General features: G+C 67.9%; 18 protein-coding genes. 12 read left to right on the top strand and 6 right to left on the bottom strand.

The window, feature by feature from the left end:
• Positions 1-31 precede the first annotated feature (31 nt).
• Entirely contained in the window at positions 32-1,006 is a 975-nt protein-coding gene (locus HUA76_RS44380; RefSeq protein ID WP_174458306.1) for an AraC family transcriptional regulator, read from the bottom strand.
• 158 nt (positions 1,007-1,164) lie between these two features.
• On the opposite strand from HUA76_RS44380, the gene HUA76_RS44375 reads away from it, so the two are divergent.
• On the top strand, positions 1,165-2,052 hold the full coding sequence (locus tag HUA76_RS44375) for an NAD(P)H-binding protein (protein WP_174464383.1): 888 nt from the start codon (positions 1,165-1,167) through the stop codon (positions 2,050-2,052).
• Between the two features lie 15 nt (positions 2,053-2,067).
• Positions 2,068-2,547 (top strand): DUF1772 domain-containing protein, encoded by a 480-nt coding sequence (locus tag HUA76_RS44370; protein ID WP_174464382.1) that lies wholly within the window; start codon positions 2,068-2,070, stop codon positions 2,545-2,547.
• A 56-nt stretch (positions 2,548-2,603) separates the two neighbouring features.
• Here the strand turns inward: HUA76_RS44370 and HUA76_RS44365 are convergent, their stop codons facing one another.
• The 4 genes from HUA76_RS44365 to HUA76_RS44350 all read right to left on the bottom strand — a co-directional run bounded on the left by HUA76_RS44365 (position 2,604) and on the right by HUA76_RS44350 (position 7,037).
• Positions 2,604-4,400, bottom strand: a complete 1,797-nt coding sequence (locus HUA76_RS44365; protein ID WP_174464381.1) for an N-acetylmuramoyl-L-alanine amidase — start codon at positions 4,398-4,400, stop codon at positions 2,604-2,606.
• 79 nt (positions 4,401-4,479) lie between these two features.
• Positions 4,480-5,244, bottom strand: coding sequence for a DUF3592 domain-containing protein (locus HUA76_RS44360; RefSeq protein ID WP_174464380.1), 765 nt, complete (start codon positions 5,242-5,244; stop codon positions 4,480-4,482).
• 38 nt (positions 5,245-5,282) lie between these two features.
• Positions 5,283-5,942, bottom strand: coding sequence for a hypothetical protein (locus tag HUA76_RS44355; protein ID WP_174464379.1), 660 nt, complete (start codon positions 5,940-5,942; stop codon positions 5,283-5,285).
• Between the two features lie 72 nt (positions 5,943-6,014).
• Positions 6,015-7,037 (bottom strand): DUF3616 domain-containing protein, encoded by a 1,023-nt coding sequence (locus HUA76_RS44350; RefSeq protein WP_174464378.1) that lies wholly within the window; start codon positions 7,035-7,037, stop codon positions 6,015-6,017.
• Positions 7,038-7,196: 159 nt separating this feature from the next.
• On the opposite strand from HUA76_RS44350, the gene HUA76_RS44345 reads away from it, so the two are divergent.
• From HUA76_RS44345 to HUA76_RS44315, 7 genes are read left to right on the top strand one after another with little or no spacing between them, the layout of a single operon-like run.
• Positions 7,197-7,709, top strand: coding sequence for a DUF6484 domain-containing protein (locus tag HUA76_RS44345; protein ID WP_174464377.1), 513 nt, complete (start codon positions 7,197-7,199; stop codon positions 7,707-7,709).
• The gene (locus HUA76_RS44340) at positions 7,709-9,019 is read left to right on the top strand and encodes a TIGR02270 family protein (protein WP_371823622.1); all 1,311 of its coding nucleotides are present in this window, start codon (positions 7,709-7,711) and stop codon (positions 9,017-9,019) included. Before HUA76_RS44345 ends, HUA76_RS44340 begins: the two co-directional genes overlap by 1 nt.
• A 25-nt stretch (positions 9,020-9,044) precedes the next feature.
• Positions 9,045-10,070: a DUF2169 domain-containing protein gene (locus HUA76_RS44335; protein WP_174464376.1), complete on the top strand. Its 1,026-nt coding sequence runs from the start codon at positions 9,045-9,047 to the stop codon at positions 10,068-10,070.
• Positions 10,071-10,078: 8 nt separating this feature from the next.
• Complete coding sequence (locus tag HUA76_RS44330; RefSeq protein WP_174464375.1) at positions 10,079-11,122, top strand: beta-ketoacyl synthase N-terminal-like domain-containing protein; 1,044 nt, start codon at positions 10,079-10,081, stop codon at positions 11,120-11,122.
• Between the two features lie 25 nt (positions 11,123-11,147).
• Positions 11,148-12,212 (top strand): AHH domain-containing protein, encoded by a 1,065-nt coding sequence (locus HUA76_RS44325; RefSeq protein WP_174464374.1) that lies wholly within the window; start codon positions 11,148-11,150, stop codon positions 12,210-12,212.
• Positions 12,213-12,221: 9 nt separating this feature from the next.
• Entirely contained in the window at positions 12,222-12,794 is a 573-nt protein-coding gene (locus HUA76_RS44320; RefSeq protein ID WP_174464373.1) for a hypothetical protein, read from the top strand.
• Positions 12,795-12,835: 41 nt separating this feature from the next.
• Positions 12,836-13,213 (top strand): DUF4150 domain-containing protein, encoded by a 378-nt coding sequence (locus tag HUA76_RS44315; RefSeq protein WP_174458294.1) that lies wholly within the window; start codon positions 12,836-12,838, stop codon positions 13,211-13,213.
• 11 nt (positions 13,214-13,224) lie between these two features.
• Here HUA76_RS44315 and mutS read toward each other — a convergent pair whose 3' ends face one another.
• Positions 13,225-15,999, bottom strand: a complete 2,775-nt coding sequence (gene mutS, locus HUA76_RS44310; protein WP_174464372.1) for a DNA mismatch repair protein MutS — start codon at positions 15,997-15,999, stop codon at positions 13,225-13,227.
• A gap of 151 nt (positions 16,000-16,150) precedes the next feature.
• Between mutS and nhaA the strand changes: the two genes are divergently transcribed.
• The 3 genes from nhaA to HUA76_RS44295 all read left to right on the top strand — a co-directional run bounded on the left by nhaA (position 16,151) and on the right by HUA76_RS44295 (position 21,035).
• Positions 16,151-17,506, top strand: a complete 1,356-nt coding sequence (gene nhaA / locus HUA76_RS44305) for a Na+/H+ antiporter NhaA (RefSeq protein WP_174464371.1) — start codon at positions 16,151-16,153, stop codon at positions 17,504-17,506.
• Between the two features lie 35 nt (positions 17,507-17,541).
• Entirely contained in the window at positions 17,542-19,233 is a 1,692-nt protein-coding gene (locus HUA76_RS44300) for an AarF/UbiB family protein (RefSeq protein ID WP_174464370.1), read from the top strand.
• An 806-nt stretch (positions 19,234-20,039) separates the two neighbouring features.
• Positions 20,040-21,035, top strand: coding sequence for a hypothetical protein (locus HUA76_RS44295; protein ID WP_174464369.1), 996 nt, complete (start codon positions 20,040-20,042; stop codon positions 21,033-21,035).
• The last annotated feature ends 147 nt before the right edge of the window (positions 21,036-21,182 follow it).

The following is a 21,182-nucleotide window of genomic DNA, read 5'->3' as shown; positions in this document are numbered from 1 at the left end:
GGTGCCGCTGCTCTGGAAGGTGGCCGACCACTCACGCGGACATTCCCAGGGACGGGAGCGACGTCGCGTCGCCCCTGCGCACGGCTCCGGGGGACACGCCCATGAAGCGCTTGAACGCGCGACTGAAGGCCGCTTCGGACTGATACCCCATGCGCTCCGCGAGCTCGGCCAGCCCGGGGCGCTCCTCCTTCAGCGCCGTATGCGCGACGTACATCCGCCACCGCGCGAGGTAGTGCATGGGCGGCTCGCCCACCATCCGCGTGAAGCGCGCCGAGAACGCCGAACGGGACATCGCGACCCGCGAGGCCAGCGAGGCCACCGTCCACGGACTCGTCGGCTCGCGGTGGATGAGCGCGAGCGCGCGCCCCAGTTCAGGGTCCTGCAGCGCCCCCAACCAGCCCGTGCGCGCGCCGGAACCCTGGGCCATCCACTCTCGGAGCGCCTGGACCACCAGCACGTCCGCGAGCCGGGTGATGACCGTCTCGCCTCCGGGCCTCAACTCCTTCGCCTCGTCGGCGATGAAGCGCAACGTGCTCTGGAGCCAGTCCATGCGGGGTGAGCCCGAAGGCTCCACGCGGATCACGCTCGGCAGCAGCGTGACGAGGTGCCGGGCGGCGGGATGGTCCAACCGCACGACCCCGCAGATGAGCGTCGTGGGTGCCCCTCCTCCACCGTGCCGCAGGACGGAGTAGCGCTCGCTCACGAGTTCCTCGGGGAGCTCCTCCAGCTTCCGCGTCGGCCCCCCTCGCTCGCTCGACACGCGATGTCCCTCGCCATGGGGCAAGAGCACGAACGTGCCCGGCTGGAGCAGCTGGTCTTCCACACCATCGACCTCGAGCCAGCACTGGCCCGACGTCACGACATGGAACATCAGGCTGCCCTTCATCACCGGCAACGCGAGCCCCCACGGCGCCGTTAGCTCCGAGCGGCAATAGAACGTGCCGCTCATCCGCAGGAAGTGCAGGGCCTCGCCGAGCGAGTCCACCGAGGGCATCAGGTTCTTCATGTCCCGAGTATCCGCCCCCACCCTCCCCGTCGTCCACCCCAACCTGGACGAACGAGCATGAATCAGCGACTTCGCATCATTGAGAGTCCTGCCTCGTGCCCCGATATTGGACTCCAGGCAAGCCAATGCCACGGGGCTGATGGCCCCAGGGAGCACACATGTTGACGGTGATGGGAGCGACCGGGAACACCGGCAAGAAGGTGGTGGAGTTGCTGCTCGCGGCCGGGCAGGACGTCCGAGCATTGGGCCGCTCCGAGAGTCGACTGGCGGAGCTCGCCGCGCGCGGCGCGCAGGTGCTCGTGGGAGACCCGGGCGACGCCGCGTTCCTGGCGAAGGCGTTCGCCGGCGCCGAGGCCGTCTACACGCTGCTGCCAGCGGACCGGGAGTCGCCGGACTACCACGGGGACCAGCGGCGCAAGGGCGAGGCCATTGTCCAGGCCCTCCGGGACAGCGGCGTGCGACACGTCGTCGCCTTGAGCAGCCTGGGCGCGGAGCAACGGGAGGGGACGGGGCTGCTCGCCACGCTCCATGCGCAGGAGGAGCGCTTGAAGACGCTTGCGGACACGAACGTGCTGCTGCTGCGTCCGGTGTCCTTCTTCGAGAACTTCTTCGATGCGCTCGCCGTCATCGAGCACCAGGGCGTCAACGCGGACTCCGTCGAGCCGGACCTCGCCGTTCCGATGATTGCGACCCGGGACATCGCCGACGTCGCGGCGAAGGCGATGCTGCATCGGGACTGGAAGGGCCTCGCCATTCGAGAGCTGCTGGGCCCCAGGGACCTCAGCTATCGCGAGGCCACCCGCATACTCGGAGCGCACCTGGGCAAGCCTGGGCTCGAGTATGTCCGGCTCGCCCCCGCGGAGATGACCCAGGCGCTCGTGCAGGCCGGAATGTCAGAGACGTTCGCCGGGCTCTATGTCGAGATGACCCTCGCCTTCAACGAAGGACGCGTCATGCCTCGTGCGGGGCGAACCGCGCACAACACGACACCGACACGGTTCGAGGACTTCGTGGAAGAGCTCGCGCTCGCCGCCACGACGAAGTGAATGGAGACGGGACGGATGATGGAGACGGTGCTGCGAATCCTGACGTGGGTGTCCGTGCTCGGCTGCGGGCTGATGGCGGGCGTGTTCTTCGCCTTCTCGACGTTCGTGATGAACGGCCTGACACGGTTGCCCGCGGCGCGGGGCATCGCCGCGATGCAGGCCATCAACGTCTCGGCGGTGTCGGGCCTGTTCATCGCGGCGTTCATCGGCACCGCGCTCACCTGCGCGGGACTGGTGCTGTCCTCGCCAGGCACCTGGAGTGACCCTCACTCGCGAGAGCGGCTCCTGGGAGGCGCCATCTTCCTCGTCGGCTGCTTCGGGGTGACCGCCGCGTTCAACGTGCCGCGCAACGACGCGCTGGCCGCGCTGAACCCGGACAGCGCGGACGCCGCGCTCCACTGGGCACGCTATGTGTCCAGCTGGACCGCGTGGAATCACGTGCGGACGGTGGCGTGCCTCGCGGCGACGGTGCTCCTGACGCGCGCGCTCCGCTGAAGACTCTCGACTCGCGCACTGGCGACGTGGGAACCCCGCCCCGTCGCCAGCACCCGTCAGTCGATCTTCGCCACGCGGCTGCGGTCGCCGAGGAACTCCTCGACACCGTGGGCAATCGCCTTGGCCACGTCCGTCTGGTAGGCGCTGGTGGCCAGGCGCTTCTCCTCGTCCAGGTTGGACAGGAACGCGGTCTCCACGAGGATGGCCGGCATCTTCACGCCGAGCAGCACGTAGAACAGGGCCTCCTTGTGGCCCAGCCCCTTGATGTCCGTGTATTTGGTCGACAGGGACGTCACCAGGCTGCGCTGCACCTGGTTGGCGAGCCGCGAGGACTCCTCGGTGTTCGCCTTCGTCGCCAGGTCCGCCAGGATGAACTGGAGGTCGCTGATGCCCTTCTCGGACGACGCGTTCTCCCGCGCGGCCAGCCGGATGGAGTACCGGTCCGCCGACGTGTTGAGCGTGTACGTCTCGATGCCGCGCAGCTTCCGGCTCGTCGCCGCGTTGCAGTGGACGGAGATGAACAAGTCACCCCGCTCCGTGTTGGCGAACTTCGCGCGGTCCTCCAGGCGGATGAAGCGATCATCCTCTCGCGTCAGGACGACTTCCAACCCGCGCTCGCGCAGCTCGTCCGCCAGCTTGAGGGAGATGGAGAGCGCCACGTCCTTCTCGCGCGTCCCCTCCTTGCCGATGGCGCCCGTGTCGTGACCGCCGTGGCCCGGGTCGATGACCACGCGCCGCACCTTGAGGCCCAGCTGCTCCGCCAACGTCAGCTCCGCCCGGCGCGACTGCTTCGCCACCGCCTTGAGCCGCGCCTGCGCGACCTCATCATCCACGGGACGGGTAATGGGCTTGGGCGGCTCGACCACCGCGGCGGCGGCGACCTCGATTGTCTTCGGCGCCACCTCGGCCTTCGGCTTCTCCGCGACGGTCGACATGGCCTGGACGGGCTCGGCCTCCGGGCGACGCTCCTGAGGACGCGGCGTGGAGACCTTCGACGAGGCCACCTCGACCGGAGCCACCACGGGCTTCGACGCCACGGCGACAGCGGGGGCCTTGGAGGACTGCTCCTTCGCGGCCAGCGCGGCGGCGACGGCTTCATCCAGCCCCTTGCCCTCACCGGACGACTCACCGTTCACGGGAGCGCTGGGGTCCAGGCGGGGAATCATCGGGGACGGCTCGCGTGCCAGTTTCTCGATGGCGCCCACCAGCGCGGACGCCGGGCGCTCCGACGGCGTCTCCACCCGAGCGACCGCCGTGGCCTTCTCCTCCTGCACGGGCGTCTTGTTCGGCGCCGGCGTGGCGGCCTTGCCGCGCGACGGAGCGGGCGCGACGGGAGCACCCTTGGGCGTCGGCAGCGAAGCCAGCAGCGTCTTCATCTCCTTCGCCTGGTCGCCCTTGCTGTTGAGGGCGAGCATGTCCGCCAGGACGCGGCGCGCGTCCTCGGGCCGGTCCATCCGGTGGACGTGGATGCGCGCCAGCGCCAGCGCGGCGTCGTCCGCCAGCCTGTGCTTGGGGTAGTCGCGGCTCAGCTTGTCGTAGTCGGCGATGGCCGACTTCAGGTCCTCTTCGACGAAGGAGATGCGGCTGAGCTCCTGGAGCAGCTCGCCCGCGGTGAAAAGGGCGTCGGGCGCGCGCTCGGACTTGGGGTGGCTCTTCGCCACCGCCTCGAACTTGTGCACCACGTTGAGCCAGTGGTGGCGCAGCTTGCGCCGGGCCGCGTCGTCCTTCAGCGCGTAGTACGCGCGGCGAGCCCCCTGGTACGCGGCCTCCGCCTCATCCCGCTTCGCGGCCCCCACCGTGCCCGGGACGAGCAACAGCAGCATGGGCAGCGCGAGCAAAAGGCGTGGGCACATGAAGAACCTCCGGCGAACTGGGAGCTACAGGCGTGTGTCACACGGCCCCACGTCACCGGCAAATTTTCGGCCCCACCCGTCAGCGCAGCCAGCCGAGCACGCCCGCCAGGTCCTGGTCGATGACCCGCGCCCAGCCGGGCTCCCGAGGCACCACCGCCGCGAGCACCTTCGTCCCGTTGCGCACCGGCGCCCGGCCCGGACGCACCCGCGCGCGGACCTCTAATTTGACGTCCTGCCGGAAGTAGTGGGCGGGGAAGACCACCTCGCCCCGAGCCTCCGGCAAGGGCGCATCCGGCGTGAGCCACACCAGCGCGCCCAGTCGCAGCGGCTCCACTTCCGAGCGCACCAGTCGCCGGGCCTCGCGGGTGAACATGGCCACCGCCCCGAGCGCGCCCAGCCCCAGCCCAAACGGCAGCCACCCCATGCGGGAGGCACGGGTCCGCGCGAAGCCGGCTTCACGGGGACGGCCCGGCGCGGCAGGGTCCACCAGCAGCTTCACCACCGCGCCATGGCCCAGCCCCTCCGCATACTCCGCGAAGGTGCGGACGTCCGACACGGAGTGCTCCACGTTCTGGAAGGTGTAGAGGACCTCGAGCAGGCCCTCGGCGCCGTCGCGCTTGTCCGTCGGGGGGAGCCGCGTGGCGACCAGCACCCCGTCCACTTCCTCCGCCCGCGCGTTGAAGCCGTGCTCCTCCACGAAGAAGCGGCCCGCCCAGGTGGCCCCGGCGCCGAGCAGCGCCATGAAGGCCAGCCCGAGCACGGCATCTCGCGCGAGACGACCCACCGCGCCGGGAACCTGCGTCAGTCGCACCTTTCGAGGTGCATGAGGAATGGCCAGCTGCATTGGGCCGACAGCCTACACGTGATCCGCGCATCCGCGCGCTACTCGCCTCGGGCGCGCTTCTGGGCCTCCCCCAACATGTGGAAGATGCTGTTGGTACCGGTCTTGAAGTCCTGGCTCAACGTCGAGCGTCGCTTGAGCTGACGCAGCTCATCCGCCTTGCCAGGCACCGTGGCGGGGGGATTCTTGTACTCCCCACACAGGCTGCCCCACACACGCCGGAAGTTGCCCTCGGCGACGAGGGTGATGCGCAGGCCCAGCGAGGCGCTCTCCCTGGACGGAAGGGTCACCTTGAAGACGTCCTTTTCGGGCGTCTGGATGGTGACCTCCGAGCCCTTCACCTTCGCCTCGATCTCCGCGTCCTCGCAATCCAGCTTCGAGCCGTACTGGACGCCTTTGGCGTCGACGGAGATGAGACATTCCGACTTCAAATGCCAGAAGCCCACCGCTTCGAGCCGAGGCTCCGTCGCGCCCTCCGGCTGGGAGACCAACACCTGCACCTGGCTGCGCGAGCGTGAGAAGAAATAGAGGGCCGGCTCCTTGAGGTCGAAAGAGCCGCCGCCCAGCATGGTGAGGCGCAGCGCGGGGGTGAGTTCACACGTCGCCTCCGGTGTGGCGGGGGTGAGCTCCTTGCGTTGCGCGAGCGCGGCCGACGAGACACAGACGCAGAGCAACGCCAGCAGACCAGAAACACGATTCACGGAGACTCCCCGGCGGAAAAGCGGTGATTCTCGCGACGCCGCCGTGGGCCCGTCAATGAGGGAGGACGCTCGTCAGCCCTGTTCCCCCGGGCGAACCCAGATGCCACGGAAGCGCTTGCGCGCGGGGTCCTTGAGCTTCTTGCACGCCACGCCGTCGAGCGGCCTCGAGCCATCGTCACTGAGCAGCAGAATCTCCTCCGCGTCCTCGGGTGTGAAGAAGGCCTCCGGGTTGAAGCCCGCCAGGTCCACGTCGCTCGCCAGGACGGGCGCATCGTCTCCGCCAGCCCAGGTGAACAGGTGCGAGGTGCCCCCGCCATCCGTGCCCCCGCTGATGATGAGATAGCGCCCGCGCCACCAGGACATGGAGCGGACGCCCATTCCGCCCAGGTCCACCAGCCGAGGCTCACCCACGCGCGCGGAAGCGCCCTCCAGCACCATCTCCTTCGGATTGAGGAGCGGAACGAGCAGCGCCTTGCCTTGAGGCACGGGACTGCGGAAGCCGATGAGGATGGACGCGCCGTCAGCCATCGCCGTCATGCCCTCGATGTTGAGCCCACCTGGAGCCTTGGGGGCCAGGCCCTCGGCGTCCGCGAGCCGGAACGCGCCGAGCTGCGGCGCCGCGAGCAGGTCATCCAGCAGTTGCGTGTAGGGACGGCCCACGAGTTGGGGCAGGCCTTCCTTCTCCTCGGTGGCGAAGAAGCGCAGGCGGCTGGGCGCCTTCTTCCCGGAGCTGTTGCGGCCGTGGGACGTGAGCCAGAAGGAGTACGAGCCCAGGCCCGTGGCGGCCTCGATGTCCGCCTCCGGGGCCTTCTTCTTGTGGGCCGGCAGCTCCAACTCCGGTGACAGGTCCACGCTGCGCACCGGGGCGCCACCGCGCCGGGCGTCATAGACGCGGAGGATGTTGTCCTCGTCGTCACCCACCACGAACAACGAGCCACCCAGCGCCACCGCGCCCGACGCGTCGCACATGCCCTCGAACACGAGCACGTCGCGCCCGGAGCCACCCTCGGCCGGAACACTCTCCGGCCCTGCCTGGACGCCCCGGGCCGCGCAGCCCGCGATACCGATTCCGACGATGATGGAGGCCAGCCTCATAGACCCCCAGATCTCGTCACGCCTCCCGCATCCGGGAAGCCCCCTGCACTCGATGTGGGCCGCGAAACAGCCCTGAATGCCAACAAGGCCAAGCACCAGAAAGGCTCGATTTTACAGGAAGTCCAACTTTGCATTGTCAGGTTTTGATAGCTTGTCTTCATGAAGCGTCGAAACGCATCCGCCGCCCCCGCGGAGGTCGTCATCCTTCGCCCGTCCTCAGCCCTCTTTTCGACCCCTCACGTGGGACGCCTCACGGGCATGTCGGAGGAGGGCCTTCCGCTGGTGGACTTCGAGGGGAATCCCTCCGGCCCGGTGCCCGCTCGCGTGCTCGCGGGCGCGAGCACGACACACCTGGAGGAGGTGGCGCCTCAGACGGAGGTCCTCCTCACCTTCGAGGGAGGACTGCCCGGCCGCCCCATCCTCATGGGACTCCTCGAGCCGAGGAAGAACCTCCTGCGCTCGGTGGAAGCCAAGGTCCCCGCGCTGCCTGTCTCCGCCAGCGTGGATGGCCAGCGCATCGTCCTCGAAGGCCAGGACGAAATCTTGCTGCTCTGCGGCGAGGCCAGCATCACCCTGCGTCGGAATGGACGTGTCGTCATCCGAGGCACCCAGATTGAATCGCACGCGTCAGGCGTCCAGCGCATCAAGGGTGCCGCGGTGAAGGTGAATTGATGGCGGCTCCACGCCGATGCCCCGTCATGTGGGACATCATGGAGGAACACCTGGAGGAGGCTGCCTTTCTCGCGAGTCAATGGCAGCGGGCCCGCCATTCTCCTGACTATCGCTTGCACGAAGTGGCGCAGGGGCCCGAGGCCCGTTTGATGGCCCATCTGGACGGGCTGGCGTGCGCGGGCCCGGAAGCCCCCGAGCGACTCTTCATTCCCTGGCTGGAGAGCACCCGGCCCGAGGAGGTCTTCGTCGCGGCCCTCGCGCTGATGGCGACGGGCGCGCCGCTGGACTGGCTCCTCCCATTCTTCTCGGAGGCGCCAGGTCCGCGACAGACAGCCCTCTTCAAGGCGCTGCGCCTGGCACCCACCGCCGAGGTCTCGAAATTCCTGCGACGTCGTGAGCTTCAAGCGACACCAGGACTCCAGGCCGCGGCGGTGGGCCTCCTGAGTCTTCGTGGCGAAGCGCTGGGGGCCGAGGCCTTGTTGCCACTGCTGCGCAGCGAGTCCGCCGAAATCCAGACAGCGGCCCTGAGAGCGCTCCGTGAAGACCTTCCAGCGGCGCGCCCCCTGCTGGAATCAGCCCTCGGCGCGCAAAGCTCCGACGTGCGCATCGCCGCCGGTGAGACGGCGTTGGCCCTGGGATATCCCGCCGCGCTCCAGGCCCTCCGCAAGCCCGTCGCGAGCACGGCGCCCGAAGCCGCGCGGGTCCTCGCGGTGCTCGCGGCGGCGGGTCACGCCGAGGACGTGTCCCGGATGGCCGCCGCGCTGGACGTGCCCGCCTTGGAGTCAGCGGCCCTGTGGGCGCTGGGTCACTCCGGCTGGCGTCACGCCGCGGAGCTCTGTCTGGAGGCCATGAAGCACGACAGGACCGCTCGCCTCGCGGGCGAAGCCTTCTCTCGCGTGACGGGGCTGCGGCTGGAAGGCGACTTCGCACGGCCCGCCAAGGACGACGAGGAGAACGGCCTCCCGCCCCTCGAGGAGGACGACCTGGACGCGGACCTCGTCCCTTCCCCTGAAGCCACCCTGCCCCTCCCGGACGCGGCCGCCGTCGCCCGGTGGTGGGTGAAGGAGAAGGACCGCTTCTCCCCGAAGACGCGCTACCTGCGGGGCCAGCCCCTTTCCCCCGAGGTCGCGTGGAAGGCCCTCTCCACCGAGCCCATGCGCGGGCGCGAACAGCTCGCGCTCGACCTGGCGGTCCAGACCCAGGGCGCCGTGCGCTTCGACACGCGGACGTGGGCGAACCGGCAGACCGCGACCCTGGCCACGGGCCTGACAGCCGCCAGGATGGGCCGCCCGCGACTCACGACGCGATGAGCATGCCAGCCAGGGGAACACCGCCATGCTGCAACTCGAGAACACCACCCCCTTCGCGTCGGCGCTCTACCTGTTTCCAGACGAGAAGGGCGTGGACACGCTGTACGTGGTCCTCAAGGCGACCTTCGCCATGACCTCCAGTGGGCTCCACGTCGCCGAGACACAGCAGGCCGTCGCGCACGTGGACGAGCACTGGGGCCCTCCCGGAGAGACCAGCCTCAAGTACTCGGGCGAATCACACCTCATGAAGCGCGGCACGGACGTCGTCCTCGTCGGAGACGCCCACGCCCCCAAGGGACGTCCGGCGTCGGACTTTGGCCTGTCCATGTCGGTGGGTACTCTCAAGAAGCTGGTGCAGGTCCACGGAGACAGGGCCTGGAAGGCGGGCCTGCTGGGCGCATCACCCACGACGCCCATTCCGACGACGCGGGTGCCCCTGACGTGGGAGCGCGCCTACGGAGGCCGTCACCAGACGGGCCCTCACGGCTTCCTCGCGGAGATGCGAAACCCGGTGGGCATGGGCTTTCGGGGGCAGCGCGCCGTCAAGGAGATGAACGGCACGCCGCTGCCCAACCTCACGCACCCCGGCTTCCCCCTCGCCAGCCTGTCCGACAAGACACCGCCACACGGCGTGGGTTTCATCGCTCCGTCCTGGCAGCCGCGCATGGGGTTCGCGGGGACGTATGACGAAGCCTGGAAGAAGCATCGCGCGCCCTATCTCCCGCGAGACTTCGACACGCGTTTCTTCCAGGCCGCCCCCGAGGGGCAGATCTACCCGACCTGGCTGAAGGGCGGCGAGCCCGTGGAGCTCATCAACGCGGCGCCCGAAGGCGTGCAGCGCTTCCATCTGCCCGAGGTGGACCTGGACGCCTCCGTACGCATCGCCGGCAAGGAGGAGAAGCCGCGCCTCCACATCGAGACCCTGCTCCTGGAGCCAGACCAGCACCGCTTCTCGTTGACGTGGCGCGGATGCGTTCCTTGCGACAAGCGCGCCTTGAAGGTCGAGCAGGTGACGCTCGCGGTGAAGCGCATGACGGGGGCGCGCTCGTGAGCGGCGCCATGCCTGGCGTGGAGGTCGTGGGGCTGGGAGCCACCACCCCGGTGGGGCTCGATGTGCCCACCACGGCGACGTCCGTCCGCGCGGGGCTCGTGCGGTTCGCGGAGGCGGGCCTCTTGAACCGTGCCCATGAACGGCAGGTGGTGTCGTTCCTCTCCGAGCACTACCTGCCGCCCCTGGAGGTCGACGGGACGCGCCTCTCCAACACCTGGATTCGCCTGTTGCGCCTGTCCACGTACGCCCTCGCCGAGGCCTGCGCGGGGCTCACGGGTGCGGCGCCCCTGCTCCTGGCCCTCCCCGAGGACCGGTGGGGGATTCAGCTCCCCTCCTCACGGGTGATGATGGAGCAACTCGCCCGCCAATCGGGAGTGCGGCTCGATTTCGCCAGCAGCCGGGTGTACCGGCACGGCGGAGCGGGCGGCCTCATGGCCCTGCGCGACGCGATGCGACTGCTGTCCACGGGACAGGCCTCCACCGTCATCGTCGGTGGGCTGGACACCTTCAACCATCCCCGGAGGCTGGCCGTGTTGGACTCGGAGGACCGACTGCGCCCCCGGGGCACGGACGGCTTCATTCCGGGAGAGGCCGCGAGCTTCCTGCTCCTGTCGACTCCTGGTGGCGCGCGACGCTCCGGCCTCGAGCCCGTGGCCCGCATCACCCACGTGGGAGTCGGCGCGGAGCAGGGGCACCGCTACTCCGAGGAGCCCTATCTTGGAGACGGTCTGGCCCACGCGTTTCAAGCGCTCTTCGCGGGGATGCCGGGCAACGCGCCCAAGGTGCAGTGCGTGTTCGCGGGCTTCAATGGAGAGAGCCTGCCCACCAAGGAATGGGGCGTGGCCTACCTGCGAAACACGGAGCGCTTCCAGGAGGCGCATCGCATCGAACATCCCGCGGACTGCGTGGGCGACGTTGGCGCGGCGTTGGGCCCCCTGATGCTGGTGCTCGCCGCGGAGCGCCTGCGCGCCGGGCACGTGAAGGGCCCCACCCTGGTCTGGAGCACCTCCGACCTGGAGGCCCGTGCGGCGGCGCTCCTGCTGCCCGCCTGAACTGGAACTTGGAAGGAGGAGGACCATGGAGATCGGTGAAAAGGTGACGGATGTCTCGGAATTCTTCTCGGGGGCCGAGCATGACGAGACGACCTGCCCCTGGCACACCCTGGGCGACACGCCTCCCACCCAGGAGATGTTGCCGCAGGAACCCGACGATGACGCCGAGACCCCCGTTCCGCTGGTGGGCGAAGGCGCATTGGTCACGAAGATGAAGGCCGCCAAGGACCTCCCTCCGCGCGCGGACAAACTCCTCCTGATTCCGGAGACGGACGGAGGCGTCTTGGGCAAGAAGATGAAGTCCTCCGAGGACCTCCCGCCCGCAGTGGACATGGTCAGCCTGCACTTCGAGACGGGAGACGTCATCGAGCAAGCGAGCAAACGCGTGCGAACGCAGACCTACAACCCGCACGAAGACGCATTCTCCTACGACCTCCAATACGCCCCCCATCACCTCATCCCAGGCAATGAGTCGCTCAAGGGCTCTGCCGTCGTTCCATTCATGGGGGACGACAACTCCATCAAGAACTACACGTCACCAAGAATGACGAGCCGAATCAAACCCGGCCACTCGATTGGCTATGACGTCAACGCCGCGGAGAATGGAGTCTGGCTGCCGAGTCCTTATGCCCTCTCCAACAAGAAGCTCTGGCCCACGGGCCCAGGACTCGCTGCCCTCCTCAAGAGCCCGGACAAAGAAATAGGCAAACAGACGACGCTCTTCAAACTGGACTACGTCGCCGCCGCAATCGAAGCCTCTGGCGGCAGACAGTTCCACATGCGGCACAAGCCCTATTCGGACAAGGTGAGGCAGACGCTCCAGTCGATTGGCGAGCGTCTTCAGGTAATGGCGGACGAGGCATGTCCCCTTGCCAAGGCGAGCAAGGACCAGGATAAGTGCGCGCCTCCCCTGGGCCTCACCGCCCGCCTGAATTTGCTCTCCGAGAACCTCCGCGGATTGCTGACAAAATCCGTCTGGCGCCCTCCCCTGTATACAGACTCCCTCACCGAGGAGTATGCCAACACCATGGTAGCGACAGGGAGATTCCCCAAGACCCATGCAAAGGGAAGCATCACCCAGATTTTCTGAGCCCTCACGATGCAAACGACCCCAAAATACTACATCCTCGAGTCGAGCAGCCACGACATGATGCTCATCTATCCCCCGCTAGACCCGGGACTTCGAGATCGGTGGTGGGCGGGCAGACCCTTCCAGCATCCGCCCGAACAACCCATCGTCGCCGATATCAACCCTGGCAATGAGCGGGGGGAGTTGCTGGACTACTTCAATACGGCCTCCCTCATGAGCAATGCGTTCCATGCGGCGTTGCTCGAAGCCGGGGTGGACAACGTCGACGTCTATGACGCCGTCATCCAGAGCGAGGATGGAACCGTCGTCCACCGGGGCTACAAGGCCTTCAATGTCATCGGGCTGGTGAGGGCCGCCAACCTGGCGGAGACCGTCTTCCATTCGCCCGACAGCTCGCGACTGTTCGATGCGAGCATCGACCACCTGGCCATTGATGGTGACAAGCCCCGGGGTCTCAAGCTCTTCCGACTCGCGGAGTATGTCGGCGCGGTCCTCGTCCACGAGGACGTCAAGCGCGTCCTGGAGTCAAAGTCCTTCCCCCACCTCAGCTTCCTGGAACCTCGTGAGTTCGTGAGCGCCTGACGGCTCACGACACTCTCGCCCCTTCGAGAAAGGACCTTTCCGTGCCCACCTTCGTCAACGGTCGAGGCGTCACCCATGGTGGAAGCAAGGGGCAGAGCATCGTCCTGCCAGACGTCTGCAAGACCCCGTCTCCCGCCGGCCCGGTCCCCATCCCCTACCCGAACGTGGGTCGCTCCGCGGACGCGGCGGATGGCCCCAAGACAGTCACCATCGAAGGGCACATGCCCATGGTGAAGGGGGCCACCTACAGCGTCTCGTCAGGCAACGAGGCCGGCACCGCGGGCGGCGGCGTGGCCAGCAGCGCCACCAAGGGCCCCTGCGAGTTCATGATGTACTCCTTCGACGTGAAGTTCGAAGGCAAGAACGTGTGCCGCCTGGGCGACCCGCTCTTTCACAACAAGAAGAACATCATGGGCTGACCGCGCGTCGCTCAGCCCTCCAGCTCGCGCTGGAGCTTCGCCAGCAGGTTGAGCGCGTCCAGCGGCGTCAGCGTGTTGACGGACACCGCCTTGAGCGTCTCCAACGCCTGCTGATGCGAGGCCGGCAACGTGGGCGCCGGAGGGGCCACGGGCGCGGGCTCTCCGAAGAGTCCGAGCTGCGCCGTGGACACCGCGCGCTTCGGGTTCTGCCGCACCGCCACTCGGGGACGTCCCGCGTCGTCCAGTTCGCCTGACTCCAGGTTCTGGAGCAGCTCCCGCGCCCGACCCACGACCTCCGAGGGCAGGCCCGCGAGCTTCGCCACTTCGATTCCGTAGGAGCGGCTGGCCCCGCCGGGAATGAGCTTGCGCAGGAAGATGACCTTGCCGCCCTGCTCCTTCACGGCGATGCACAGGTTCTTCACCCGGGTCCGCTCGCGCGCCAGGTCCACCAGCTCGTGGTAGTGCGTGGCGAACAGCGTGCGCGCGCTCACGTGGTCATGCAGGTGCTCCGCCACCGCCCACGCAATCGAGAGTCCGTCGAACGTCGACGTCCCGCGTCCAATCTCATCCAGGATGATGAGGCTCTTGCGCGTGGCGTGGTGGAGGATGTGGCTGGTCTCCGTCATCTCCACCATGAAGGTGGACTGACCGCGCGCCAGGTTATCCGCCGCGCCCACGCGCGTGAAAATCCGATCACACAGGCCGATGCGCGCCGCCTTCGCGGGGACGAACGAGCCCGCCTGCGCCATCAGCGCCGTGAGCGCCACCTGCCGCATCACCGTGCTCTTGCCGGCCATGTTCGGACCGGTGATGACCAACAGCTGCGCGTCCTCCGGGTCCATCCGCACGTCGTTGGGGACGAAGGACTCCCCCGCCCCCAGCATCCGCTCCACCACCGGATGCCGCCCGGCGGTGATGCTCAGCACCTCCGACGCATCGACCTCCGGCCGCGTGTAGCCATACTCGGAAGCACACCGCGCGAAGGACAGCAGCGCGTCCGCCGCCGCCACCGCCTCCGCCGCCGAACGGATGCGCGGCGCCGCCGAGGCGACCTTCGCGCGAAGCTCCTCGAATAGCTGGAGCTCCAGCGCGCACCGCTTCTCCTCCGCGGTGAGCACCAGCTCCTCGTGCTCCTTCAGCTCCGGGGTGACGAAGCGCTCCGCCCCCACCGTGGTCTGCTTGCGGATGTAGTCCGCCGGCACCAGGTGCAGGTTCGACTTCGTCACCTCCAGGTAGTACCCGAAGACCTTGTTGTAGCGGATCTTCAGCGAGCCGATGCCGGTCCGCTCCTTCTCGCGCTGCTCGATCTTCAGCAGGATGTCCTTGCCCGACGTGGACAGCTCCACCAGCTTGTCCAGCTCCGCGTGGTAGCCCTGGCGGATGAGGCCGCCTTCCTTCAGCACCACGGGAGGCTCGTCCACCACCGCGCGCGCCAGCAGGTCCGCCAGCTCCGGCAGCGCCGTCAGCGGCCCCGCGAGCGACTGGAGCAGCGCCGTCTGGCACCGCGCCAGGGCCTTGCCCAACCGGGGAAGCTGCGCCAGCGACAATCCCAGCGCGCGCAAGTCTCGGGCGTTGCCCGCGCCCAGCGACAGCCGGCCCGTCAGCCGCTCCAGGTCCGCCACTTCCTTGAGGATGCCGGTCAGCTCCTCGCGCCACACGCTGCGCGCGGACAGCTCCTCCACCGCGTCCAGCCGCGCGTGGATCTCCGGCAGCGAACCCAGGGGCGAGGCCAGCCAGCGCGCCAGCTTGCGCGCCCCCATGCTCGTCACCGTCCTATCCAACACGCCGAGCAGCGAGCCCTTGCGCCCCCCATCCCGCTGCGAGCGCAGCACCTCCAGGTTGGCGCGCGAGGACTCGTCCATCAGCAGGCTGCCGGAGCGCTCCTGGCGGCTGAGCCGGTCCACGTGGGCCGCGGGCGTCTTCTGCGTGTCCTTCAGGTAGCGCAGCGCCGCGCCCGCGGCGCTCGTGGCCAGGGGCGAGTCATCCAGGCCAAAGGCGGACAGCGACTGCACCGCGAAGTGCGTGCGAAGGAACCCCGCCGCGCGCGTGGGCTCGAACGCCGCGGCCTCGCTCTCCGCGATGGCGGGCACGCGAGGCAGCCGCGCGCACAACTGCGCCACCTCCGCCGAGTCACGCTGCCCTCCAGGCACCAGCAGCTCCCGGGGCTCCACGCGCGACAGCGACTCCGCCAGCTCCGCCGCCGACGCCGCCTCCATGGCGAGGAACTCTCCGGTGGACGCCTCCAGCAGCGCCCCGCCCCACCCGCGCTCGCTCCAGCACACGGCGGCCAGGAAGTTGCTGTCCCGAGGCTCCAGCACCTCCTCGTCCAGCACCATGCCGGGGGTGATGACCCGCGTCACCTCGCGGCGGACGATGCCGGGCCCGGTGCCGGCCTCCTCCACCTGCTCGCAGATGGCGACCTTCAGGCCCTCGCCAATCAGGCGCGCGATGTAGCGGCGCGACGAGTGGTAGGGGATGCCGCACATGGGCACCTTGTCGGCGCCCTTGGCCCTGGCGGTGAGGGTGATCTGGAGGATCTCGGAGGCCCGCACGGCGTCCTCGAAGAACATCTCGTAGAAGTCCCCGAGCCGGAAGAAGAGCACCGAGTCCGGGTGCAGCGCCTTCACCTCGAGGTACTGGCGCATCATCGGCGTCAGGGACGCGATCTCCCTCGCGCCCGAGCCGTCGCTCGCCTTCTCCCCTTCCGAGCCGACGTCCGGCGTCGGGTCCACGGGAAGCTCCACTGCTGCTGCCTTGGCTGCCTTCAACTGCTGCGTCACGGCCATCCCCGCCCTTCTCTCATGCCCCCGCCCCGTGGATCAACGAACGGCTCACCCTACCCGCCGAGTTCCCTAGCACGCACGGGTGACATTTCGGCGGGCCCTCGTCCGAAAACGGGTGCGCCCACGGGAAGGCGCGGGCATCTTGCCCCCCACCATGGAGACGCCTCCCATCACACCCTCTCCCCGGACCCGCTCACCGGCGCCCGTGCCCGCGCTCTTCCGGGTGGCCATCGCCCCGCTCCAGGCCTTCTTCCGCCTCCAGGCCAGCAGCGGCATCCTCCTGGCCCTGTGCGCGGTGGTCGCCATGGTGTGGGCCAACTCACCGTGGGCCGCGTCCTACGTCGGCCTGTTCGACGCCCGCCTGGAGCTCGGGGTGGCGGGCACCCATGCGTCCTTCACCTTCCAGCAGCTCATCAACGACGGCCTGATGACGCTGTTCTTCTTCCTCGTCGGCATGGAGGTGAAGCGCGAGCTGAGCGCGGGGGAGCTGCGCACGCTGTCTCGCGCGATGTTGCCGCTCATCGCCGCGCTGGGGGGCATGGTGGTGCCGGCCGCGCTCTATGTCGCCATCAACGCGGGCACTCCGGCCATGGCGGGCTGGGCCATCCCCATGGCCACGGACATCGCGTTCGCCATCGGCTGCCTCACCCTGGTGAAGGCGCGCGTGGGCCACGGGCTCATCGTCTTCCTCACGGCGCTCGCCATCTTCGACGACATCGGCGGCATCCTCGTCATCGCCGTGTTCTATGGCACGGGACTGCACGTCGAGTGGCTGCTCGCCGCCGCCGCGGTCGTCGGTGTGCTGATGGCGCTCAACCGCTTCTACGTCCGCAACGGCGTCATCTGGCTGCTGGCCGGCGCGGCGCTCTGGTACACGATGCACCATGGCGGCATCCACGCCACCCTGGCCGGCGTGGTGGTGGGCCTGTGCATCCCCTCGCGTCCCACCCGGTCGGGCCGGGACGTGCTGGAGGAGCTCTCCACGTACATCCGCGATTGCACCCAGAACGCCGAGGATGAGTCGATGCGGAGCGCGCAGTTGCTCTACATCGAGGACCGGCTGGAGGAGCTGGAGCCGCCGCTCAACCGCTTCGAGCACCTGTGGCACGGGTGGGTGGCGTACGGCATCGTCCCGCTGTTCGCGCTGGCCAACTCGGGCATCTCCCTGGAGGGCATGGGGTGGAAGGACCTGCTCGCGCCGTTGCCGCTCGGCATCATCGCGGGCCTCTTCGTGGGCAAGCAGGTGGGCATCTTCCTCTTCACCCTGGCGGCGGTGAAGCTGCGGGTCTCCACACTGCCTGGAGGCGCGGGACTCGGGCAGCTCCACGGCGTCTCGGTGGTGGCGGGCATCGGCTTCACGGTGGCCCTGTTCGTCGCGGGGCTGGCCTTCGCCGGACAGCCCGCCCTCTTGAATGAGGCCAAGCTGGGCATCCTCGTCGGCTCACTGCTGTCCGCGGTGGTGGGCTATGTGCTGTTGCGCTTCGTGGCGAAGCCGGTGGCGCGGGCGTAACGTCGTACCGTCGTGGCAAGGAGACAGACCCTCCCGTGATTCTCCAGGACCTCAACCGTGTGCGGCAGATCACCGTCATCGCGGCGCGGCATGGCTTTGGCGAGGTGCTCGAGCGCGCGGGCCTGTGGCGCATCCTGGGTCGCCAGGAGAAGGTGGAGGTCTCCCCGGAGGCCCAGCGCGCCTCCACCGCGCGCCGCTTCCGGATGTTGCTGAATGATCTGGGGCCCACCTTCGTGAAGCTGGGTCAGGTGCTGTCCACGCGCGCGGACCTGCTGCCAGCCGAGTTCGTCGAGGAGCTGGCGCTGCTCCAGGACAACGTGGATCCGATTCCCCTGGAGCAGGTGCTTTCCCAGATTCGCGAGTCGCTGGGCAAGGAAGCCAGCGAGCTGTTCAAGCAGATCGACGAGACGCCGCTGGCGGCGGCGTCGATTGCCCAGGTGCACCGCGCGGTGACGCTGGAGGGTGAGGAAGTCGTCGTGAAGGTGCAGCGGCCGGGCATCGCCGCGAGCATCGACTCCGACCTTGGGGTGCTGCGCAGCCTGGCGCGGTTGCTGGAGGCCGTGGTGGAGGAGACGGGCATCTACACGCCCACGGGCATCGTCGACGAGTTCGACCGGGCCATCCACGAGGAGCTGGACTTCATCAACGAGGCGACGAACGTCCGCGCCTTCCTGGAGAACCATCGGGAGCGGACCTACCTCAAGATTCCGCGCGTGTACGCTTCCCTGTCCAGCCGCACGGTGCTGACGCTGGAGTTCATCCGAGGCGTGAAGATTGCTCCGGAGACGCTGGCCGAGGAGGACCGGAAGGCCATTGCCCAGAACATCCTGGAGGCGAGCTTCCGGCAGCTGTTCGACGACGGGCTGTTCCATGGCGACCCGCACCCGGGGAACCTCCTGCTCCTGGAGGGCAACCGGCTGGCGCTGCTGGACTTCGGCGTGGTGGGACGGCTGACGCGGCCGATGCAGGAGACGCTGGTGATGTTGTGTCTGGCCGTGGCGCTGAAGGACAGCGACTCGGTGGCGCGCATCCTCTACCGCGTGGGCGTGCCGGACGCGCGAGCCAACCTGGTGGGCTTCCGCAACGACATCGAGAGCATCCTCGGCTCGCACCTGCCCACCACGCTGGGCCAGGTGGATGCGCGCACGCTGCTGCGGGACTTGCTGGACCTGGCGGTGAAGTACCGCATCCGGATTCCCAAGGAGTACGCGCTGCTCAGCCGCGCCTCCATCTCCACCGAGGGAATGCTGCGCAGCCTCTACCCGGAGATGAACATCATCGAGGTGGCGCTGCCGTATGCGAAGGAGCTGCTGGCGGGGCGGTATGACCCGACGCAGCTGCAGGGCGGGCTGATGCGCACGCTCCTGCGGCTGCAGTCGATGGCTCAGGACCTGCCCACGCAGCTGTCGCAGATTCTTCTCGACATGGAGTCCGGCAAGTTCACCGTGACGGTGCGCGCGGACCAGTTCGAGAAGCTGAACGAGAACCTGCGCAGCGCGGCGGTGATTGCCTTCATGGGGCTGTGCGCGTGTGGCTTCATCGTGGGCGCGTTCATCTCCTTCGCGCCGAAGCCGTGGATGTATGGGAACATCCCGGTGCTCGGCGCGGTGGGCATCGCCCTGGCGGCGGGCCTCTTCGGCGCGGCCATCACCTGGTACCTGTTCGGCGGGCGCGGACTGGGCAAGGTGCGGTTGAGCCGGTTCTTGAAGAAGCAGCCCAGGAAGTAGCGCCGAGTGGCATTGCACGCCCTTTGGAGGGCGCCGGCACTCACCGCGTTGACCTCCGCTTCAGCACTGCGGGATGGTTGACGCCAAACGGGGAGGAACGTGCGCGCCCAGGACTCGAAGAACGGTGCTCGAATTGTCCACCCCTCCACTGCGAGTCCAAACGACCGTGACACCTCTGCACCCCAAAGAAGCACCGACGATTGCGTACCAAGCCTTCATGTACGGCTACCCGCTGGCTGGTTTCCAGATCATCGATGCATGCACCCATAACGTTGACTCCGCGACCCTAAACCCAATGCCGTTCACTTTAGGGAAGGCCGCGACGTAGGGGCCTGCGGGAGCGTGCTCGACGGACCGAGCGGGGACGCTTCCGAGGGCAGCTGCTCATCTTGAATTTCACCGCACGGGGACACCGTCTGTGGCTTCGCCGCAGCGGAAGGATGAAGCGTTCTACCTCTTCTCGCAGACGTCGCGGATGTTTGGGAATCGCTCCAGGGCGCGCGCCGGCCAGCCACAGCCACTCGTCGCGGATGAGACGCAGGGCCATGACGAAGCTGATTCAGGCACCGCAAGGAGGGCCTGACGCGAGCACGACGGAGGCTCAAGGCTCGCCGAGCGCATCCACCGCCAGGGGGAGCCATCCCCCAGTGAGAGGTCTCAAGAAATCTTGGGGCGGAGCAAGCTGGAGCTCCAGACTGAATAGATTCAGCGCCTGCACCGTCACTGCGGATCTCGAAGGGGCTCCATGGACCGGAACGTGGTCATAGAGTCAGCTCCCTGGCATCAACTCCACAGGAGGATGGGTCATGTTGGGATTGAAGTGTCGTGACTGGAGTCCATCACCGACGGCTCGCGTGCTGACCGCAGTCTCGTGGGGGCGTCATCAGGCGCGACTGCGACTGCTGCCTCTCCTTGTCGCGTCAAGCCCGCTGGCGGGGCTTGCCCAGACGCCGCCGACCATGGCTGCTGGCACGGGCGGCGGGGATGCGGGAACGGGCGCTGTCGTGGCGGCACCACCGAAGCCCTGGGGCTGTCCCCTGGAGCAGCAAGTCACGGTGTTGCCCAAGGCGTTGAAGAAGCAGCTGGGCGCCGCGACGCGGTCTGCCGAGGTGAAGAAGCTTCTCGAACCACTTCACCTCGAAACCAGTTGGGACATGTACTCCTCATGCGATGCGGACGACCCTGCATCCGTGGTGCTCGATGTCTTCCGTGCCCGCATCGTGTCTGCGGAAACTGAGGATGTCGTTCTCCAGGCTCGGGGAACGATGTGCGGCCAGGAGCAGTTCATCGCTGGAGCAGTGCTCCATCCTCTCGCGGAGAAGAACGCCTATTGTTCCATCAACATGCCGTTCTTGCCAGGAAAGCCAGAGTCGTCGATATCTTATGCGCCCACCAAGATTGTCTTTGCGTTCGAGAACCTCACCGACCCCGTGCGAAAGGTCATCAGGGTCGAGTTGGTAGCTTGTCCTCGTTTCTGCACCTCCGAGTTCTCCTACTGGGAGGCCCAGGACGGTTCCCTGAAGAAGATCTTCGGCATCGAGTGGGGTAGCGGCAGTGACTTTTCTGGTAGCACGAACTCCAACGTGAGCGTCAGCGCGGAGGGCAAGGAGTTCCCGCGAAAGCTCCGGGTGAAAGAGTCGGTCGAGAGCTGCGGGTCAACGGTCACGCTGCCGTCAGGAGAGATTGCGCATAGTTCGGCATGCGATGAGGCCTCGAGCGAGGCGATCTATTGCTATCAGCGCAATGAGCCTCAACTGACTGGCACATTCAACGAGTGTGGAAGAAGCTCCCCTGACGATTGAGGGCCTCAAGCGGCGCGTGAAATCCGGCCAAAGAGGAGCGGACCTGCTTGGATCCTCCAGCCCACGGATGACGAGAGCGGTTCCGACCGGGAGAGGTTGGGCTGCGGGTGGGGCTACAACCTCTACGAACAGTTCGGAAACGGCAGG

The organism is Myxococcus sp. CA056, from assembly GCF_013336715.1.
GTDB lineage: Bacteria > Myxococcota > Myxococcia > Myxococcales > Myxococcaceae > Myxococcus > Myxococcus llanfairpwllgwyngyllgogerychwyrndrobwllllantysiliogogogochensis.
This window is presented reverse-complemented; position numbering and strand designations above follow the sequence as displayed.

Coding starts and splice junctions, on each gene's coding strand:
- HUA76_RS44325 (WP_174464374.1), top strand. CDS start 11,148: ATGGAGATCGGTGAAAAGGTGACGGATGTCTCGGAATTCTTCTCGGGG.
- nhaA (WP_174464371.1), top strand. CDS start 16,151: ATGGAGACGCCTCCCATCACACCCTCTCCCCGGACCCGCTCACCGGCG.
- mutS (WP_174464372.1), bottom strand. CDS start 15,999: ATGGCCGTGACGCAGCAGTTGAAGGCAGCCAAGGCAGCAGCAGTGGAG.
- HUA76_RS44345 (WP_174464377.1), top strand. CDS start 7,197: ATGAAGCGTCGAAACGCATCCGCCGCCCCCGCGGAGGTCGTCATCCTT.
- HUA76_RS44335 (WP_174464376.1), top strand. CDS start 9,045: ATGCTGCAACTCGAGAACACCACCCCCTTCGCGTCGGCGCTCTACCTG.
- HUA76_RS44375 (WP_174464383.1), top strand. CDS start 1,165: ATGTTGACGGTGATGGGAGCGACCGGGAACACCGGCAAGAAGGTGGTG.
- HUA76_RS44295 (WP_174464369.1), top strand. CDS start 20,040: ATGTTGGGATTGAAGTGTCGTGACTGGAGTCCATCACCGACGGCTCGC.
- HUA76_RS44320 (WP_174464373.1), top strand. CDS start 12,222: ATGCAAACGACCCCAAAATACTACATCCTCGAGTCGAGCAGCCACGAC.
- HUA76_RS44380 (WP_174458306.1), bottom strand. CDS start 1,006: ATGAAGAACCTGATGCCCTCGGTGGACTCGCTCGGCGAGGCCCTGCAC.
- HUA76_RS44340 (WP_371823622.1), top strand. CDS start 7,709: ATGGCGGCTCCACGCCGATGCCCCGTCATGTGGGACATCATGGAGGAA.
- HUA76_RS44360 (WP_174464380.1), bottom strand. CDS start 5,244: ATGCAGCTGGCCATTCCTCATGCACCTCGAAAGGTGCGACTGACGCAG.
- HUA76_RS44365 (WP_174464381.1), bottom strand. CDS start 4,400: ATGTGCCCACGCCTTTTGCTCGCGCTGCCCATGCTGCTGTTGCTCGTC.
- HUA76_RS44350 (WP_174464378.1), bottom strand. CDS start 7,037: ATGAGGCTGGCCTCCATCATCGTCGGAATCGGTATCGCGGGCTGCGCG.
- HUA76_RS44330 (WP_174464375.1), top strand. CDS start 10,079: ATGCCTGGCGTGGAGGTCGTGGGGCTGGGAGCCACCACCCCGGTGGGG.
- HUA76_RS44370 (WP_174464382.1), top strand. CDS start 2,068: ATGATGGAGACGGTGCTGCGAATCCTGACGTGGGTGTCCGTGCTCGGC.